The organism is Bacillus sp. FJAT-14266, assembly GCF_001719225.1.
Lineage (GTDB): Bacteria > Bacillota > Bacilli > Bacillales > Bacillaceae > Bacillus > Bacillus subtilis.
The window spans coordinates 2,928,265-2,945,396 of the sequence record NZ_CP017072.1; the positions used below are offsets into that span (position 1 = coordinate 2,928,265).

The 17,132-nt window shown below is 43.0% G+C and carries 17 protein-coding genes and 1 pseudogene; 7 read left to right on the forward strand and 11 right to left on the reverse strand.

What is annotated here, in order from left to right; genetic code table 11:
• Positions 1-16: 16 nt before the first annotated feature.
• Entirely contained in the window at positions 17-835 is an 819-nt protein-coding gene (gene proG / locus BGM23_RS15075) for a pyrroline-5-carboxylate reductase ProG (protein WP_029727042.1), read from the reverse strand.
• A 168-nt stretch (positions 836-1,003) separates the two neighbouring features.
• Between proG and htrA the strand changes: the two genes are divergently transcribed.
• A complete protein-coding gene (gene htrA, locus BGM23_RS15080; protein WP_015252257.1) occupies positions 1,004-2,362 on the forward strand; it encodes a serine protease HtrA in 1,359 nt (452 codons plus the stop codon).
• Positions 2,363-2,879: 517 nt separating this feature from the next.
• Here the strand turns inward: htrA and BGM23_RS15090 are convergent.
• The 4 genes and pseudogenes from BGM23_RS15090 to BGM23_RS15100 form a co-directional block, all read right to left on the reverse strand.
• Positions 2,880-3,851 (reverse strand): glycosyltransferase family 2 protein, encoded by a 972-nt coding sequence (locus BGM23_RS15090; RefSeq protein WP_015715747.1) that lies wholly within the window; start codon positions 3,849-3,851, stop codon positions 2,880-2,882.
• Between the two features lie 11 nt (positions 3,852-3,862).
• Complete coding sequence (locus BGM23_RS15095; RefSeq protein WP_029727043.1) at positions 3,863-6,013, reverse strand: glycosyltransferase family 39 protein; 2,151 nt, start codon at positions 6,011-6,013, stop codon at positions 3,863-3,865.
• A gap of 12 nt (positions 6,014-6,025) precedes the next feature.
• A pseudogene (locus BGM23_RS22200) lies at positions 6,026-6,121 on the reverse strand (hypothetical protein); the annotation flags it as partial.
• A gap of 108 nt (positions 6,122-6,229) precedes the next feature.
• A complete protein-coding gene (locus BGM23_RS15100) occupies positions 6,230-7,180 on the reverse strand; it encodes a ring-cleaving dioxygenase (protein ID WP_003232637.1) in 951 nt (316 codons plus the stop codon).
• A gap of 387 nt (positions 7,181-7,567) precedes the next feature.
• On the opposite strand from BGM23_RS15100, the gene steT reads away from it, so the two are divergent.
• The 6 genes from steT (at position 7,568) to spoIISC (ending at position 12,040) form a co-directional block, all read left to right on the forward strand.
• On the forward strand, positions 7,568-8,884 hold the full coding sequence (steT, locus tag BGM23_RS15105) for a serine/threonine exchanger (protein WP_015252262.1): 1,317 nt from the start codon (positions 7,568-7,570) through the stop codon (positions 8,882-8,884).
• Positions 8,885-9,159: 275 nt separating this feature from the next.
• On the forward strand, positions 9,160-9,777 hold the full coding sequence (locus BGM23_RS15110) for a DUF47 domain-containing protein (protein WP_003218470.1): 618 nt from the start codon (positions 9,160-9,162) through the stop codon (positions 9,775-9,777).
• Between the two features lie 12 nt (positions 9,778-9,789).
• Complete coding sequence (locus tag BGM23_RS15115; RefSeq protein ID WP_003232642.1) at positions 9,790-10,791, forward strand: inorganic phosphate transporter; 1,002 nt, start codon at positions 9,790-9,792, stop codon at positions 10,789-10,791.
• Positions 10,792-10,900: 109 nt separating this feature from the next.
• Complete coding sequence (gene spoIISA, locus BGM23_RS15120; RefSeq protein WP_003244695.1) at positions 10,901-11,647, forward strand: toxin-antitoxin-antitoxin system toxin SpoIISA; 747 nt, start codon at positions 10,901-10,903, stop codon at positions 11,645-11,647.
• Positions 11,647-11,817, forward strand: coding sequence for a three component toxin-antitoxin-antitoxin system antitoxin SpoIISB (gene spoIISB, locus BGM23_RS15125; protein ID WP_003232646.1), 171 nt, complete (start codon positions 11,647-11,649; stop codon positions 11,815-11,817). Before spoIISA ends, spoIISB begins: the two co-directional genes overlap by 1 nt.
• 85 nt (positions 11,818-11,902) lie before the next feature.
• Positions 11,903-12,040 carry a three component toxin-antitoxin-antitoxin system antitoxin SpoIISC gene (gene spoIISC / locus BGM23_RS21915; protein ID WP_119899277.1) on the forward strand — a complete coding sequence of 46 codons (138 nt, stop codon included), beginning with the start codon at positions 11,903-11,905 and terminating at the stop codon, positions 12,038-12,040.
• A 36-nt stretch (positions 12,041-12,076) separates the two neighbouring features.
• Here spoIISC and BGM23_RS15130 read toward each other — a convergent pair whose 3' ends face one another.
• From BGM23_RS15130 to BGM23_RS15155, 6 genes are read right to left on the reverse strand one after another with little or no spacing between them, the layout of a single operon-like run.
• Entirely contained in the window at positions 12,077-12,970 is an 894-nt protein-coding gene (locus BGM23_RS15130) for an N-acetylmuramoyl-L-alanine amidase (protein WP_029727044.1), read from the reverse strand.
• Between the two features lie 12 nt (positions 12,971-12,982).
• Positions 12,983-13,246, reverse strand: coding sequence for a phage holin (locus BGM23_RS15135; protein ID WP_014479566.1), 264 nt, complete (start codon positions 13,244-13,246; stop codon positions 12,983-12,985).
• 12 nt (positions 13,247-13,258) lie between these two features.
• Entirely contained in the window at positions 13,259-13,528 is a 270-nt protein-coding gene (locus BGM23_RS15140; RefSeq protein WP_015252265.1) for a hemolysin XhlA family protein, read from the reverse strand.
• Between the two features lie 52 nt (positions 13,529-13,580).
• Positions 13,581-14,420: a phage-like element PBSX protein XepA gene (xepA, locus tag BGM23_RS15145; RefSeq protein WP_029727045.1), complete on the reverse strand. Its 840-nt coding sequence runs from the start codon at positions 14,418-14,420 to the stop codon at positions 13,581-13,583.
• 43 nt (positions 14,421-14,463) lie between these two features.
• The gene (locus BGM23_RS15150) at positions 14,464-14,628 is read right to left on the reverse strand and encodes an XkdX family protein (RefSeq protein WP_014479563.1); all 165 of its coding nucleotides are present in this window, start codon (positions 14,626-14,628) and stop codon (positions 14,464-14,466) included.
• On the reverse strand, positions 14,625-14,951 hold the full coding sequence (locus tag BGM23_RS15155; protein WP_029727046.1) for an XkdW family protein: 327 nt from the start codon (positions 14,949-14,951) through the stop codon (positions 14,625-14,627). The genes BGM23_RS15150 and BGM23_RS15155 overlap by 4 nt, the downstream gene beginning before the upstream one ends.
• Positions 14,952-17,132 lie beyond the last annotated feature (2,181 nt).

Here is a 17,132-nt window from a genome sequence, read left to right on the forward strand (position 1 = left end):
ATCCTCTTTCAAGGATTCATGTCTGTTTACCAACCTGTTCTGTAAGCAGTTCATATTTTTTCAGGGTTCTTTCAAACACCTCATCAAAAACGTCTGGCACAGAGGCGCGTATCACCTCAGCTCCCTCTCCCGTTATTCCGCCTTTGGTTGCGACACGTTCCAGCGTCTCCTCGAAAGACATATTTTTTTCGATCAGCATCTTGCCAGTTCCGTATAGCGAATGAATCAGAAAATCAAAGGCTTCTTCTTTGGACAAGCTGCTGCTTCTGACCGCAGACAGTGCCAGCTCTTCGAAGATTGCCGCTATGAATCCCGGTGCCGAGCTCGTTAAATTGCTGGCCGCATCTAAATTCGATTCTTTGATTTCTCGTACACGGCTGAAAACCGATAACAATTCATTCAGACGTTCTTTTTTCTCTGCAGCCAGTGCTTCACTGTGAACGACAAGTGAGATGCCAGCTTCTGCTTCGGACGTAATGGCAGGAATAACACGTGAGATACCGGCTTCTGTTTCTGCCTCCAAAAGACGCAGCGGCACACCGGCAGCTATGGATACGATGTGAGTATTTCTGTTCACATACGGGTGCAGACGGCGCATTGTTTCGATGACATGGAGCGGCGGGACGCATATCAAAATCAATTGGCACGTATTTGCCCAATTCTCCAACGGATCAGCCGATACGTTTGGATAATCTGACATGAGTGCCCGCAGCCGCTCCCCCTTCGTTCTCGTCTCAATAAATAGCTCATTCTCTTTTATTTGTTCATGTTTCAACAGCTGTCTGGCGATCATATCCGCCATGCTGCCATATCCAATCAATCCAATCTGTTCCATCGACTCAGTCCTTTCATATACAATATGAAGTGTACCGTTTTCCGCACTTTTTCACAATTTCCCATAATCTTTTCATTTTTATCCCACAGTTTTTGTTTATGATAAACTCAAGTCATAAACCTATCAATATAAATAGACATGTGAAAATAGAGAAACGGAGTGAACATGATGGATAACTATCGTGATGAAAACAGAACGAAAGGTAATGAGAATGAGGTCTTTTTAACGAAAGAGAACGATCAGAGCACCTCCTACTCGGCCCGCAATGTCATTCATGATCAGGAGAAGAAAAAACGAGGCTTCGGATGGTTCAGACCGTTGCTTGGCGGAGTGATCGGCGGCAGTCTTGCCCTTGGCATTTACACGTTTACACCGCTTGGCGACCATGATTCTCAGGACACTGCAAAACAATCATCCAGCCAGCAGCAAACGCAATCTGTTACAGCAACAAGCACCTCCTCTGAATCTAAAAAAAGCTCATCAAGCTCAAGCAGCTCATCTGCATTCAAGAGCGAGGACTCTTCTAAAATCTCAGATATGGTAGAAGACCTTTCACCAGCGATTGTCGGTATTACAAATCTTCAGGCACAATCAAACAGCTCTTTGTTCGGCTCTAGTTCTTCTGATTCCAGCGAAGATACAGAAAGCGGTTCAGGGTCAGGTGTCATTTTCAAAAAAGAGAATGGCAAGGCTTATATCATTACAAATAACCACGTCGTAGAAGGGGCATCATCACTGAAGGTATCTTTATATGACGGCACTGAGGTTACTGCAAAGCTGGTAGGCAGTGACTCGTTAACTGATTTAGCCGTCCTCCAAATCAGTGATGACCACGTCACAAAAGTGGCAAACTTCGGTGATTCATCTGATCTTAGAACAGGCGAGACCGTTATTGCGATTGGGGATCCGCTTGGAAAAGACCTGTCCCGCACAGTAACACAAGGAATTGTAAGCGGCGTGGACAGAACGGTTTCAATGTCTACATCAGCCGGCGAAACGAGCATTAACGTCATTCAGACAGACGCAGCAATTAATCCAGGTAACAGCGGCGGTCCTTTGTTAAATACAGACGGCAAAATTGTCGGCATTAACAGTATGAAAATCAGTGAGGATGATGTTGAGGGTATCGGATTTGCCATTCCAAGCAATGACGTAAAACCGATTGCTGAAGAACTGCTGTCTAAAGGCCAAATTGAACGTCCATATATCGGTGTCAGCATGCTTGATCTGGAACAAGTGCCGCAAAATTACCAAGAAGGCACACTCGGCCTGTTCGGCAGCCAGCTGAATAAAGGTGTTTACATCCGTGAGGTCGCTTCAGGCTCTCCTGCTGAAAAGGCCGGATTAAAAGCGGAGGATATTATCATCGGCCTAAAAGGTAAAGAAATTGATACAGGCAGTGAATTGCGCAATATCTTATATAAAGACGCAAAGATCGGTGATACCGTTGAAGTGAAAATTCTCCGAAACGGCAAAGAAATGACGAAAAAAATTAAACTTGATCAAAAAGAAGAGAAAACTTCGTAAGACATAATGCCTCAGGCCGCAAAAGCGGTCTGAGGCTTTTTATTAGATAAAAGACCTAATTGTTCTATGAAACTTTCTGACGAGATATCCGTATATCATACAGATTGACATCATTCTCATCAGATGTTAGAAACATCGTTTGCTAGGAGGCATGAACATGAAAACCGTGGGACTTAGTATGATCTGCGCAGGATTGGCTTTTCTTTTGCTGAGCTTTCTTCTCTCTGAATCGACGTTGACGTGGAGAATTGTATTGGGTACCAGTATTCTATTAAACATAACTGGTACGGCTCTAATCATGCGTTTCTTAAAAGCCCCCCAATATAACAGCTGACATGCAGCAAAGCCGATGACGAAATCTTTAAGTTTTGCTGTTTTTATTTCGGCATGACTGAACCGCAGTACAAGCTCACAATCTCTTCTTTACCCAATTTCCATATATCTATCAGCATCTTTTGCTTTAGATCGGGCTCAGAGCATAAAAACCCCCTGTCCATTACGGACAGGGGGTTTGAGGTTATGACATATGCTGGTCTCTATAGAGTCTTTTATTTTCAATTCCATACGATTTTTGGACGATGTAAAGCGGCCTGTCTTTGGCTTCATCGTAGATTCTGCCGATATATTCGCCGATCACGCCCAAAATCAGAAGGACAATGCCGCTGAACAGGAGCTGGATCACAATAAGTGATGACCAGCCGGTAATCGTGCTGTCTGTGAATAGTTTCAGATACAGCACGATAAACATATACAGAAATCCAGCACCTGACATTAAAATCCCCGCATAGCTTGCCAGCTTCAACGGTTTATGTGAAAATGTCGTGATGCCGTCCATTGACAGCTTCAGCATTTTCTTGAGCGGGTACTTTGTTTCTCCGGCGAGCCTTTCATCACGTACATACTCGACCGCTGTCTGTTTGAAACCCACCCAGCTGACTAGCCCTCTGACAAATGGATTTTTTTCTTTTAATCTTTTCATTTCATCACAGACTTTTCTGTCCATGAGACGAAAATCCCCCGTATCAATCGGGATATCAATATCTGTCATACCGCTGAGAAGCCGGTAAAACATAGCCGCGGTTTGTTTTTTGAAAAAGGTTTCCCCTTTTCGTTTAGTCCGCACGGCGTACACGACCTCGTAGCCTTCCTTCCACTTTTCAATCATATCTAAAATCAGTTCAGGAGGGTCCTGCAAATCGGCGTCAATGACGACGATTGCATTCCCCTGTGCATAATCCATACCCGCCGTAATGGCGATCTGGTGTCCAAAATTCCTTGAAAAATCAATAATTTTCACTCTCGGATCGATCAGGCTATGCTCTCTTAAAATCTCAATACTGCGGTCTTTGCTGCCATCGTTGACAAAAAGCAGCTCGTAGTTTTCCTTCGTTTGATCCATGACCTCTTTTAAGCGCTGATAGGTTTCATGAATGACAAGCTCTTCATTATACACAGGTACAACAATTGAATATTGAATATGTCTGCTCATGTTTTTGCCTCCTATTCATCAGCATGTAGTTCGTATAATGTTGCTGACTGATTCATTCCGCCAGGTCCGCCCATTTTGCCGTTTTCACCTGAAGCCTTGCTGCTTGATGTATCAGCCGAATCAGTATTTTCTGTTTTTTGATCAGAACTTGATTGCCATTTTTCTGATGCTACTTCTTTTCCATTTTTCTCAACCCATTCAACAATGTCATTGTTTCCGCCTCTTCCCATTCCAGAAGCCAAGAAGTATTTCACTTTTCCTTCTTTTACAAGTTTTTTGAATTGAGTCAGTGTGATCGCCGGGTCAGAACCGCTGTATCCGCCAATAGCCATGACAGCTTTTTTCGTTTTAATGATATATGGTGCCGCTGTGTTCGAATCGGTTGTGGCGAATAGGTATTCAGCTCCGGAGTTATTCTCCTCTAGATATTTGATCAGTTTTTCATTTACAGTCGCATCAGACATTCCCATGCCTTTTCCGCCCATTGATGCGAGCTGAGGGCCTGTTTCAGGCAGTGAGCTGTTGCCTCCGTATAGAAGTGGCGTACTTGCCCAATAAATCGGCATCACCAGCAATGCGAGGAGAGCTGCAAGTGAAACATAATAACTGAACGGTTTTTGGCGCTGTTTAAACAGCAGCAAAGCAATCGCTGACAACACGCCGATAACACCTACCCCGATACTCCATCCAACACCGATTTGATCGTTGTAGTTTCTGAGAATAAACAATTCAAATCCAGTTGTCGCAATAATTGCTCCCGGCAAAAGCCATGCTTTCCAGCCTGTCTGATTGCGATACAGATGAACAAGAGCAACCCACCCCGCACCGACAAGAGCCGCAATTGGCGGTGCCAGCATGATGAGATAATAATGATGGAAAAATTCTGCGACACTGAAGAATCCGGCAATCGGTACAAGCCACGCAACCCAGAACACCGTTTCCTTCTGCTCTGCAGATAATCTTCTTCTTTCTCTTGCGCCAGCGATCAGTAAGCCTGCGATTCCAAATATCGCAAATGGCAGAAGCCAGCTGATTTGATCAGATAACTCTTGTTGGAAAAGCCGCAGTGGACCAGGTGTTCCCGTTCCAAACATCCCTGAACCTGATTGCATTTTCGAACCGGTTCCTGTACCGCCTTTCCCTCCGTCTCCGCCGGGTCCGCCTTGGCCGCCATCTCCGCCGCTTGGAGGGCCTCCTTGACCGCCGCTTGGCATTTGGCCATTGGATGGAGGCGCCTCCATATTGCCATTTGAGGATTTACCATCGCTTGATGAGCTGCTGCCTGATGACTGATTAGGCGGTGCTTGAGTGTTATCAGAAGAAGACATTTCTTTTGAAGCGTCTTTGTTTGGCGCACCCTGGCCGCCGCCTGAATTTTGGCCTGTCAGCCGCTGGATTCCGTTATAGCCGAAAGCCAATTCCAAAACAGAGTTGGTCTGGCTGCTTCCGATATAAGGCCGCTTGCTTGCAGGGATATTGTCGACAATGAGCGGCCACGATAACGAAACGGCTGCTAATACGGCTAACGCACTTACCAATGAAACGATTTTTTTCTTGATTGTGGCGTTTGCCGCAATCAGATAGAACAATAAGAAAGCCGGTAAAATCATGTAAGCCTGCAGCATTTTTGTATTAAAACCTACTCCAACAACGAAAAACGCCGCTAACAGCCAGATCAGCTTTCCTTTTCTGATCGCTTTAAAGAGAAGCCATGTAGCAAGCAATAAGAAAAATACCAGTAATGCATCAACATTGTTTGTACGTGCTACAGCTACAGCAATCGGTGTACATGCCATGATGAAAGAGGCAATTCTTGCTGCTGTCTTACCGAATGTCGGTTTTATTAACAGATACATTAAAAGGACAGAACCTACACCAGCAAGTGCCTGAGGCAGGATGACGCTCCAGCCGTGCATACCGAATATAAGTGCGCTGATGGTTTGTATCTGGAACGTAATAGGCGGTTTATCAACCGTTATAAACCCCGCCGCGTCGAATGAGGCATAGAAAAAATTATGAAAGCTTTGCATCATACTTGTGACTGCAGCGGTGTAATAAGGATTCACCGTATCATCATTCCAGATGTTATAGATATTTAAGAATGCAGATGCGAGCAAAATGAGGATGAGGAAAATATCCAGCTCGCGTTTTTTCTTTTCCACGTGTTTTTCACTCCTTTTGGCTAACTTGGAAATAGTGTAACAAGCAAATATGAATAAACTATTAATAAACAAAGACAATATTTTTGCCGAGACCATTTCATGCCAATCATCCTATATACAGCTGGTTTCTAGCCCTTTCTCCAAATCGTAATCGGCGATGCGTTTTCCCAAAATAAAAAAGCCCTCCGGCGCGCCGGAAGGCAAATGAATCACAATTTATTGGATCGGTTTCAATTTCGCTTCAATTTCTGCTCTTCGATGCTCTAGATATGGCGGAAGAGCAATCGTTTGGCCAAGCTCATCAAGATTTTCATCTACCATAAAGCCCGGTCCGTCTGTTGATAACTCGAACAAAATGCCGTTCGGTTCTCTGAAATACAGCGCCTTGAAATAGTAGCGCTCAACTATGCCTGAATTGCTAAAGCCTTCGCGGCTGATGATCCGGTGCCACCCGGCAAGTTCTTCTTCATCTCTTACCCGAAATGCGACGTGGTGAACACTCCCTTTGCCTTGACGCTCGCGCGGAAGATCGTTTCTTTCTATTAAATGGATTTCCGTTGCAGCACCGCCTTCTCCTGATTCCAGAATAACGGCGGTTCCTTGCCCTTCGACTGGTTCACGGCTGATTTCTGTAAATCCAAGAATATTCGTCAATACGTGTAAAGTTGGTTCAGCATATGGCACAGTCAGTTCAACCGGCCCTAACCCGCGAAACGAAAATTCTTCCGGAATGCCGCTCTGCTCAACAGGCAGGCCATATCCTTTTCCTTCCTCATCAGCAGTCAGCACAAGTCGCTGCCCTTCATGATCTTGAAATGCCAATATGTCACGTCCGGCTCTTTTGGAGATGCCGCTGTGCGTTACTTGCTGCTCTTCAAAACGTTCTTTCCAGTAATGCAGGGCTTCTGTACCTGGAACGCGCAATCCAATAGAAGAAATACTGTTTGTTCCCGCATGAAACGGTGCAATGCGGGGAATCTCGAAAAATGTCAGCTCAGTTCCCGGGTTTGCCACTTCATCTCCGTAGAACAGATGGTACATGGTCGGTTCATCCTGATTGACGGATTTTTTGACGAGCTTTAATCCTAATACTTTCTTATAGAAATCCAAGTTTTTTTGTGCGTCGGCCGTTAATGCCGATACGTGGTGAATGCCGTTAACTTTCATATGCTGTCCCTCCAGGTTATTTTATCTCGATTTCGAGATATCATATCATAATTGTATATTTATTGTTCTAATAACAAAGTATTTTATTCGCATGAGAAAGTCAACATATCAGCTTCACCGAAGGTTCGTTCATTTTCTGAATTCTCATCTCCCCTCCGTACCAGCTAAAATCCAAAACATAAAACACGAACTTTACAAATTAAAATCATGAAGTTCATTCGTTTATAGATCGTTAAAACAGGCGTTTTTACAGTTTTATCTGCTGTACACAAAGCAAATTTCGGAAATCAGAAAATTTATTTTATTTCACTTTTCTAAAATAGGGTTTACAATATGAAAAAATAGATTCTTCAACATGAAGCTTCAACATCATAGGAGGTTAAAGACATGCATACTGAAGACAACGGTTTGAAAAAAGAGATAGGCCTCTTGTTTGCCCTTACTCTTGTCATTGGAACCATTATCGGTTCTGGTGTTTTTATGAAGCCCGGCGCTGTGCTTGCTTATTCAGGTGATTCAAAAACGGCGCTTTTCGCCTGGCTGTTAGGCGGTATTTTAACACTGGCGGGCGGTTTGACAATCGCGGAAATCGGAACGCAGATTCCAAAAACCGGCGGGCTTTATACGTACCTTGAAGAAGTGTACGGCGAGTTTTGGGGATTTTTGTGCGGCTGGGTGCAGATTATCATTTACGGTCCGGCGATTATCGGCGCGCTGGGTTTATATTTTGGATCTTTAATGGCGAATCTTTTCGGCTGGGGATCTGGACTATCAAAAGTCATTGGAATCATAGCAGTTCTCTTTTTATGCGTCATTAATATTATTGGTACAAAATATGGCGGTTTTGTCCAAACGCTGACAACGATCGGAAAACTGATTCCGATTGCCTGCATCATCATCTTTGGCCTTTGGAAAGGCGATCAGCACATCTTCACAGCAGTAAACGAAAGCATTTCCGATATGAACTTCGGGGCGGCTATTTTAGCTACGTTGTTTGCTTATGACGGATGGATTCTCCTTGCCGCTCTCGGCGGAGAAATGAAAAATCCCGAAAAGCTGCTTCCACGCGCTATGACGGGCGGATTATTAATTGTAACGGCGATCTATATTTTCATTAATTTTGCATTGCTTCACATCCTGTCAGCGAACGAAATTGTCACGCTTGGTGAAAATGCGACAAGCACCGCTGCAACCATGCTGTTCGGGTCAATTGGCGGAAAGCTGATCAGTGTAGGGATTATCGTCAGCATCTTTGGGTGCTTAAATGGAAAGGTGCTTTCTTTCCCGCGTGTTTCATTTGCAATGGCGGAACGCAAACAGCTTCCATTTGCTGAAAAACTGTCACATGTACACCCGTCGTTCCGCACACCATGGATTGCAATTTCTTTTCAAATTGCTTTAGCTTTGATTATGATGCTGATCAGCAACCCTGATAAGCTCTCAGAAATCTCCATTTTCATGATCTACATCTTTTATGTGATGGCCTTTTTTGCAGTGTTTATTCTCCGCAAGCGAGCAAAGGGAAAAAAGCGCGCCTACAGTGTTCCGCTTTATCCATTTATGCCAATTCTGGCAATCGCGGGCTCCTTCTTTGTGCTAGGCAGCACACTCATTACAGATACAATGAGCTGCGGATTATCCATCCTCATCGGCCTTGCCGGACTGCCTGTCTATTACGGGATGAAAAAACGAAAAGCAAGCTGATAAAACGGTTCCCTTGTTTAGGGAACCGTTTTTTGGTGAAACAGAAGATAAAAGTTGACAGGAAAAACACAACTTTTGATATACTTTTTACGTTAAGCAGAAAGTTTTTGCAAACTTGGGTCGTTTTTTTAAAGCGAAGTAGGTCAAAATAAGGAGACACGATTTATCAAAAAAGTCAAGATACGTTTTTTTCGACTTTACCTGTTTTTTTTCGACAAAAGGCTATATAATAATTTGATGTGTGCATTGTTCATTCAAACTATGGAGGGTTTTTAATGATAAGAAGAAAAAAAGATAAGTTCTCACTCCTTTTAACAGAAATTGCAAAGAACATAGACGAAACTGCAGAATATTTTGTGAATTTTAAGGTCACTAACCAAACGACTCTTAAAGAATTTGCAGATACGTTAAAGGAATATGAAACAAAAGGTGACAATCATGTTCATGTCATGATTAAAGAGCTTAACAAAGCGTTCATCACTCCTATTGAGCGCGAAGATATCCTTCAGCTGACAAACAGCTTGGATGATGTGCTTGACGGAATCGAACATTTCTCTGCCATGATGGAGATTTTCTCAATTACTTCATCAGACGAGCATATCGATAAATTCAGCGGATACATCAGAGAATGTGCGAAAGAGATTTTGATTACGATCGAGCTGCTGGCAGAAAATCGCTTAAAGGATATTCAGCCTCACGCAATCAAAATTAAAGAGTATGAGCACAGTTGTGACAACTTGCACAGAAAATCATTAAAGAATCTTTTCGGAAATGAAACAGATCCAATCAAAGTCATTCAATATCGTGAAATATACGAAACGCTTGAAGAAATCGCCGACTCTTGTCAAAGTGTTGCCAATAATCTTGAAACCATCATTATGAAAAACGCGTAACGAGGGGTAAAAATGGATATTCTATTAATATTAACGATACTAATAGTCATTTGTGCTCTGGCGTTTGATTTCATCAACGGGTTTCATGATACGGCAAACGCAATTGCGACTTCGGTATCAACAAAAGCGTTAAAACCGCGCCATGCCATTATATTGGCGGCTGTGATGAACTTTGTCGGAGCAATGACGTTTACAGGTGTTGCCAAAACCATTACGAAAGACATCGTAGATCCTTATACGCTGGAAAATGGCTCTGTTGTCATTTTGGCTGCGCTACTCGCTGCAATTGCCTGGAACCTTATCACATGGTACTACGGTATCCCAAGCAGCTCATCCCATGCCATCATCGGCGCTATTGCCGGTGCAGCCATTGCGGCAGCCGGATTTGCAGCGTTAAACTATAAGGGCTTCATTAAAATCATTGAAGCACTGATCCTATCACCAATTATTGCCTTTGTCCTTGGTTTTATTCTTTATAGCATCGTTAAGCTGATTTTCAAAGACAGCAACTTGGCGAAAACGAATAAGCAATTCCGCAGAGTGCAGATTGTAACAGCTGCCCTGCAATCGTATACACACGGAACAAACGATGCGCAAAAAGCAATGGGAATTATCACAATGGCTCTCATCACAGCGAATTTACATACTTCTGCTAATGATATTCCTACCTGGGTGCAATTCGCCTGCGCGACAGCCATGGGTCTCGGAACATCAATCGGCGGCTGGAAAATCATCAAAACCGTTGGCGGAAAGATCATGAAAATCCGTCCGGTAAACGGTGTTTCCGCTGACTTAACCGGAGCAGCCATTATTTTCGGCGCCACGTTTATTCATTTGCCGGTCAGTACAACCCACGTCATTTCTTCATCAATTCTTGGCGTCGGTGCGTCCCACCGCGTAAAAGGCGTAAACTGGGGTACGGCCAAGCGAATGCTCATTACATGGGTCATCACGCTTCCGATTTCAGCGACACTTGGTGCCATCGCCTACTTTATTTTAAATATGATATTTTAATGTCACACCGCTTCTGTCAAAGGAGCGGTTTTTTTGATGGAACAGGAAAACCATCCGGATCTCTCGAATACAATAAGCAGAACCTATTTCAAATGTGAGGGATTCGAATATGGTTTTATTCTTTCAGATCATGGTCTGGTGCATCGTGGCCGGACTGGGGTTATACGTATATGCCACGTGGCGTTTCGAAGCGAAGGTCAAAGAAAAAATGTCCGCCATCCGGAAAACTTGGTATTTGCTGTTTGTTCTAGGCGCTATGGTATACTGGACATATGAGCCCACTTCCCTATTTACCCACTGGGAACGGTATCTCATTGTCGCAGTCAGTTTTGCTTTGATTGATGCTTTTATCTTCTTAAGTGCATACGTCAAAAAACTGGCCGGCAGCGAGCTTGAAACAGACACAAGAGAAATTCTTGAAGAAAACAACGAAATGCTCCACATGTATCTCAATCGGCTGAAAACATACCAATACCTATTGAAAAACGAGCCGATCCATGTTTATTATGGAAGTATAGATGCTTATGCTGAAGGTATTGATAAGCTGCTGAAAACCTATGCTGATAAAATGAACTTAACGGCTTCTCTTTGCCACTATTCGACACAGGCTGATAAAGACCGGTTAACCGAGCATATGGATGATCCGGCAGATGTACAAACACGGCTCGATCGAAAGGATGTTTATTACGACCAATACGGAAAAGTGGTTCTCATCCCTTTTACCATCGAGACACAGAACTATGTCATCAAGCTGACGTCTGACAGCATTGTCACGGAATTTGATTATTTGCTATTTACGTCATTAACGAGCATATATGATTTGGTGCTGCCAATTGAGGAGGAAGGTGAAGGATAATGGAACGTGCGTTTCAAAACAGATGCGAGCCCAGAGCGGCGAAGCCGTTTAAAATCCTGAAAAAACGTTCAACCACCAGTGTCGCAAGCTATCAAGTCAGTCCGCATACAGCAAGAATCTTCAAAGAAAACGAACGGCTGATTGACGAGTATAAACGAAAAAAAGCATGATCACACTAAAAGGACAAGGGAAAACAGCTCTTGTCCTTATTCCTTTTCTTAAAGGGTTACATATAATAAATACAAACAGAGGATAATGTCAGGTGATACAGTGAAAAAATTGGTGAGGCGTGTGAAGTTTGTTGCTTACGGAAGGTTTGGGCTTTCCGGGTACTCGCTTCGGGTGAGGGAGCGCAGTGCTGGAATTATTAAAAAGTTGAAGAAGAAAAAATAAATCCCGGAGCAGCTCCGGGATTTTTATGGTCTGTGATCAGCTTAATTGCGCTGCGATCTTCGCTTTCGTCGCAGGCCCGTAGATACCGTCAGCAGTTAGACCGTTAACAGACTGAAAACGGGCAACTGCGTCAGCTGTTTTCGGTCCGTAAACGCCGTCAATTCCGTTGTTAACAGCGCCTTTATCAGGGTAAAAATACAGAGCCGCAAGTGCTCGTTGCACCTGAAAGACGTGTTCTCCTGAGGTATAAGGTGTTGTCAATTGAATGATACCATCAGGGAGCGGATAGAGCTCGGGTTCTTCAGCGGACGATGGAGCACTTACAATTAATACTTGACCAACGCGAATAAGATTCGGGTCTTCGATATTGTTCCACTCTTGCAGCTGAGCAACCGTAACACCAAATGCTCTCGCTATAGATGTAAGTGTGTCGCCCTGTTTCACGACGTAAGTTTGGCTGCCGCCTCCCCCAATTCCTGCTTTGAACGAATCCCACGTATCTAACAATTTTCGTGGACATTCCTTCCCTGACCAATACTTATGAGGGACGACATTGGCGAGACTGATATTATGTTCAGCCATTAATGTTTTGATGAGCCACTGGGCATTTGCTGTTGCTTTTGCAAAATCGCCATCGGCATTTTCGCAAATTTCAATTCCAATAGAAGCCCGGTTGCCGCTGCCATTTCCGTCTCCCGCATGCCAGCCGTTTTCATTTAAAGGCAGATGCTGATAAATTTCTGTATCATCAACTGTAAAATGCCAGCTTGTCGTCGTACCAGGATTTTTCAAATAGCGGGCATGCGCTGCAGCATCTGCTCCTACTGCGGTATTCGCTGTGTTGTGCACCGTAATGTAAAGCGGCGTCATTGCGTAGCCTGGACGGTTATTTGCGCCAACCGGAATAAAGTCTTGAATAATGTTAATCATTTTCATCTCTCCTTATTTCGTCAGATTATTGTCCCTTAACAAGTCGCGCTGTTTTTTCCCTTTTTCTGTTATATAGTTGTTTTTAAACCAAGCGGCAAGTGTCGTTCCAATTGTAAATGCGATGGAACCGGCTGAATAAAGAGCGTCAGCGAGCTGATTGACCTGCTCCTCCTGAATGTCCAATGGTGATTTGCCGAGCATCAGCATGGTCTGGTTGATTAAAGCAATTAAAAGAAGCACCGTCCTGATGACCGTGCCCTTGTCAAACGTGTTCATGAAAATCCCCCTTTAATGCTGCAGCAGGCTGTACATAATGGCGATGGCTCCGCCAATGATGCCTGTAGACACTGCTGTAATGATGGCACCTGTGATGGTGCGTTTAATCCACGTTGTGTTTTCTTCAATTTTGTTTAATTTCTCATTCAGCGTCATGATTTGCTGGTCTTGACGGTCAGACACGCGTTCTAATGCGGAAACCCTCTGCTCAAGTGCTTTGTGCTCGCCTTTTATGTCTGCTAAGTCCTGCTGAAACACATTCACATCTGCCTCTTGCTGCATTATTCACTCCTCCTTTACATGCAGATCACCTCCCTTCCGAGGGCCAAAACTGTTATGAAACAGCGGTCCCTTTTACCGAGAGAGTACCGCCGGTGATACTGACGATCTCCATGATGATCTCCTTAAACCCTTTAATATCGAAGGCCCATGTCTCAGCTTTTCCTAATGTACTCAAAGCAGAGGTGGCATCATCAGTTTTCACGCCTCTGATCGGCAGTTTCTGTCCTGACACCGATTTGCCCCAAAATTTGACTTCGCTCATTTCCGCTGTGCCGTAGATTTCAACGAGTAAATGCGCGGCACCGTCAACAGGTAAAGCTGCCCCCTCGCCGGCGGACTCTGCATTTTCATGAAAGACAAAGTCAAATGTTTTGCGAGCCTCGACTTTCAGCCGTCCATCGTGTGTTTGATTCTCCGCAAAGTCAATCTGTAAAGGCGTTTTTCCATTGACACGCACATCCATCTCACCCGCACCGACTGATTGGTATAATACAAACTCAGATTGCTGAAGATTCCCGTTCACATAGCGGAAACGGTAATAGCGTTTAGAAAGATATACCCAGTCCGTCGCTGTCAGGACACCTGCTGCGACATTAACTGCTGCTGTCGTTGTCCAAACATTGTTATTGTCACTTTCTTCTATAAAGAGCGTACCTTCACGATCTGCATACGCCCAGCCCTTCACTTTCGAAATCAGAACTGCGCCAAGCCTATCCTGCCCGAGCTGACTGTATGCCTCAGTAGCCTTTAAAGCAGCATTTGTTAAAATCTCCGCTACGCCTGACAAATTCGAAACAGGTGTCACAAAATCATTTTTTCCTCCTCGATAGGGCTTTACAGCGCCGGCTTTTCCAGCCTTATCGAGAGGAAATTCATATTGATACTTCAATATCTTCATCCTCCTTTGATCTAAAAACAGGCAAAATAAAAAAGCCTTACATGGCTTTACCGGTAATTTCTTTATACTGGTCAGCTGTGATCAGCTTTTTGTTCACACCCTCTGCCAGATCCTCAATTGAACAGTCTTTATATGCTAATGCTTGTTTTACCATATCTGCTGTCGCCCACTCATAATAGAGGGCAAGCACCCAATAATTCATTCAGAGTAATCTCCTTTCAAAGAAAGTAGTGAAAGCTTTATACCTGCCAGCTCGTTTCCCAAAGTTTTGTTCAATTCTTCAAGCTGCTTGCGTGCCAGCTTTTCTTGTGACAATTCTTGAGCGAGAAGCTCCACCTGATCAGGCGGCTCGTACGGCGGGTTTTTTTGCAGCTCTTCCCACCAGGTTTCGAGTTCTTTTTGTGTTGGGATTGGCGAGCGCAGGTTCCATTCAGCTATATAAGACCCTTCCCCGTCATTCTGAACGATAAAATCTTTTGTTGGATCTGCATTGGGGTATTTATACATGATTGCTTCTGCGATCATCGTTTTTCCTCCTATACTTATACTGTAGGATAGTTAAGCCCTCCAAGTTCTTGAATGTCTATATAGTTGTATGCCTCGTTATAATCGGATACACCTCTTCTATCATCACCGCTATAATTGCAATAGCAATAGATTTCTATATAATCACCTTTGTTCATAGGAACGGTTACAGTACCATTTAAGTCAAGGTTCATTTCACTTTCCTTATCATTAAAATCCCCCTCAAATGGTCAATTGGTTTATACAATGATCCATTTAGATAGAGTTTCAGATGAAAATTGATGTAAGCCGGTGTATTTATCATATACAGCCCCACTCCTACTAAAAACATTCCATCATTAGGAGCAACGAATCTACTATTTTTTGTATCAAATGCATTGTGACTATCTTTTCTTTTGCGGTTAAATTGAATTTTTGTGTGGGCTTTTTTATCCAAATACTGTATGCCTGTAGTTCCTATATTTGCATGAGCAAATCCAGAAATTTTATGCCAAGCTGTCCAGCCTGACCCACTCCACCAGTGCCGTATCCATGTACCAGTACTATCAATGTAACTGCCAGATTCATTTCCAGTGCCATAAAAATATTGAACAAATCTAAAATCACTGTGTTTCTCATTTTTCACGAAGCCGTAACGAAGCGGATAACCGGTATTATTTCCTTGACCAATATCTATTAAAGTTAATCCCTGAGGATACTCATCCCCTCCAGTTCTAGCATCTGTTATTGCATCAGAACCTGAAAGTTTGGTTAATTTTTGATTTGTATAATTTGTATCTACATAGGTTTTAGCATCAGCTAAAGCTTTGTCTGCTTTTGCCTGTGCTCCTTGTGAATTTTCAATCTCCATCCACGGAGTCCATTCTTCTGAATCTTGCTTTTTATTTCGGATAAATTTTCTTCTATTGTCTGGAATAGAAGCTGTTTCTCCCGAATAAGTAGTAAATTCTTGATACGGATAGGTACCAACATTATATACAAGCAAATACCCATTTCTATTAATAGGAGCATTTAATTCAGTCGTAGAAGAATAAATATAATAAAATCCTGTTTTAATAATATTATTTAAATCTTCATTGTAGAATTTTCCCAACGTTCCATCATCTTGAGTCAATTTGAAAATCTGACTGTTATTCCACTTAGTTTTATCGTTCTGGGTGACATGGATTTCCGTGTTATTAGCATGACTGTCCGTATAAAGCTTTGCTGTATTTAAAACAGTTTCTAGTTCATCTGATGAAGGGATCGTAATAAACTCAGTCCAGCCTGTGCTATCATACCAGTGACGAATAAATATTTTCTTTTGACCTGCGTTTCCGGCATTAAAGAAAAATTGTGCAAATCGATATACGCTCGATTTTATATTCAGCACCTCACCAAATTCATAGGGATAACCTGTAGACCCTTGAAGAATACTGACGGTGGTAATACCGATTGGATAATTGTTACCTGAATATGCTGCATCTTGATATAGTGACTCATCAGCAATTTTATTGATATTTTCACTTTTTAATTCTTCTGAAGTAATCAGCCGCTTCCATCCTCTGAACTCACCGTCAGTATGAACCATTCCGATCCAAATGGTCACTTCATAGCTTTGGTAAGCAACAATTGTTTTTCTGCTGCTCTCTCCCTCTATGACATCATAGTTATACCAAGCATTATCTCCTTCAACTGGGTTGTTTACTATATTTTTACCTAATGCATAATAAAAACCGGTTGATAATGATAAAATATCTGTCCCATCAGGTACCCTAGTTCTTCTACCATTATCTTTGGTCAATTTTTTGAGTTGAGCACCATTCCATTTCACACGTTCATCATTAGTGATGTGAATGTTGCTATTACCAATATGTTTGTCTATATAATTTTTAGCATTTTCCTCAGCCTGTTCAGACTTACTCTTAGATCCTGCTTCTGTCTCGAATGATACCCATTCGGACCACACTCCGCTGGTTAATGTTTTTCTCCAAATTCCCCCGTCATTTGTCATAGCAATCGCTTCCCCGTCGTTTTCGGAAAAGTATAAATAAATGCCTTTCGTTGATTGTGGAGGTGTATTCACTCCTGTATTTTCTGTGTGAAAAGTAAATGACTTCCTTTGCTCAGCAGCTGCTTTGTTAAAATCTTGTCCATTGTCTATATTGATAAAGACTGAACCATCATCTTTTGTAATCTTCG

What these genes read in the sequence shown, in the direction of transcription:
- proG (WP_029727042.1), bottom strand. Translation starts at nt 835, where the DNA reads ATGGAACAGATTGGATTGATTGGATATGGCAGCATGGCGGATATGATC.
- htrA (WP_015252257.1), top strand. Translation starts at nt 1,004, where the DNA reads ATGGATAACTATCGTGATGAAAACAGAACGAAAGGTAATGAGAATGAG.
- BGM23_RS15090 (WP_015715747.1), bottom strand. Translation starts at nt 3,851, where the DNA reads ATGAGCAGACATATTCAATATTCAATTGTTGTACCTGTGTATAATGAA.
- BGM23_RS15100 (WP_003232637.1), bottom strand. Translation starts at nt 7,180, where the DNA reads ATGAAAGTTAACGGCATTCACCACGTATCGGCATTAACGGCCGACGCA.
- steT (WP_015252262.1), top strand. Translation starts at nt 7,568, where the DNA reads ATGCATACTGAAGACAACGGTTTGAAAAAAGAGATAGGCCTCTTGTTT.
- BGM23_RS15110 (WP_003218470.1), top strand. Translation starts at nt 9,160, where the DNA reads ATGATAAGAAGAAAAAAAGATAAGTTCTCACTCCTTTTAACAGAAATT.
- BGM23_RS15115 (WP_003232642.1), top strand. Translation starts at nt 9,790, where the DNA reads ATGGATATTCTATTAATATTAACGATACTAATAGTCATTTGTGCTCTG.
- spoIISA (WP_003244695.1), top strand. Translation starts at nt 10,901, where the DNA reads ATGGTTTTATTCTTTCAGATCATGGTCTGGTGCATCGTGGCCGGACTG.
- spoIISB (WP_003232646.1), top strand. Translation starts at nt 11,647, where the DNA reads ATGGAACGTGCGTTTCAAAACAGATGCGAGCCCAGAGCGGCGAAGCCG.
- spoIISC (WP_119899277.1), top strand. Translation starts at nt 11,903, where the DNA reads ATGTCAGGTGATACAGTGAAAAAATTGGTGAGGCGTGTGAAGTTTGTT.
- BGM23_RS15130 (WP_029727044.1), bottom strand. Translation starts at nt 12,970, where the DNA reads ATGATTAACATTATTCAAGACTTTATTCCGGTTGGCGCAAATAACCGT.
- BGM23_RS15135 (WP_014479566.1), bottom strand. Translation starts at nt 13,246, where the DNA reads ATGAACACGTTTGACAAGGGCACGGTCATCAGGACGGTGCTTCTTTTA.
- BGM23_RS15140 (WP_015252265.1), bottom strand. Translation starts at nt 13,528, where the DNA reads ATGCAGCAAGAGGCAGATGTGAATGTGTTTCAGCAGGACTTAGCAGAC.
- BGM23_RS15150 (WP_014479563.1), bottom strand. Translation starts at nt 14,628, where the DNA reads ATGAATTATTGGGTGCTTGCCCTCTATTATGAGTGGGCGACAGCAGAT.
- BGM23_RS15155 (WP_029727046.1), bottom strand. Translation starts at nt 14,951, where the DNA reads ATGATCGCAGAAGCAATCATGTATAAATACCCCAATGCAGATCCAACA.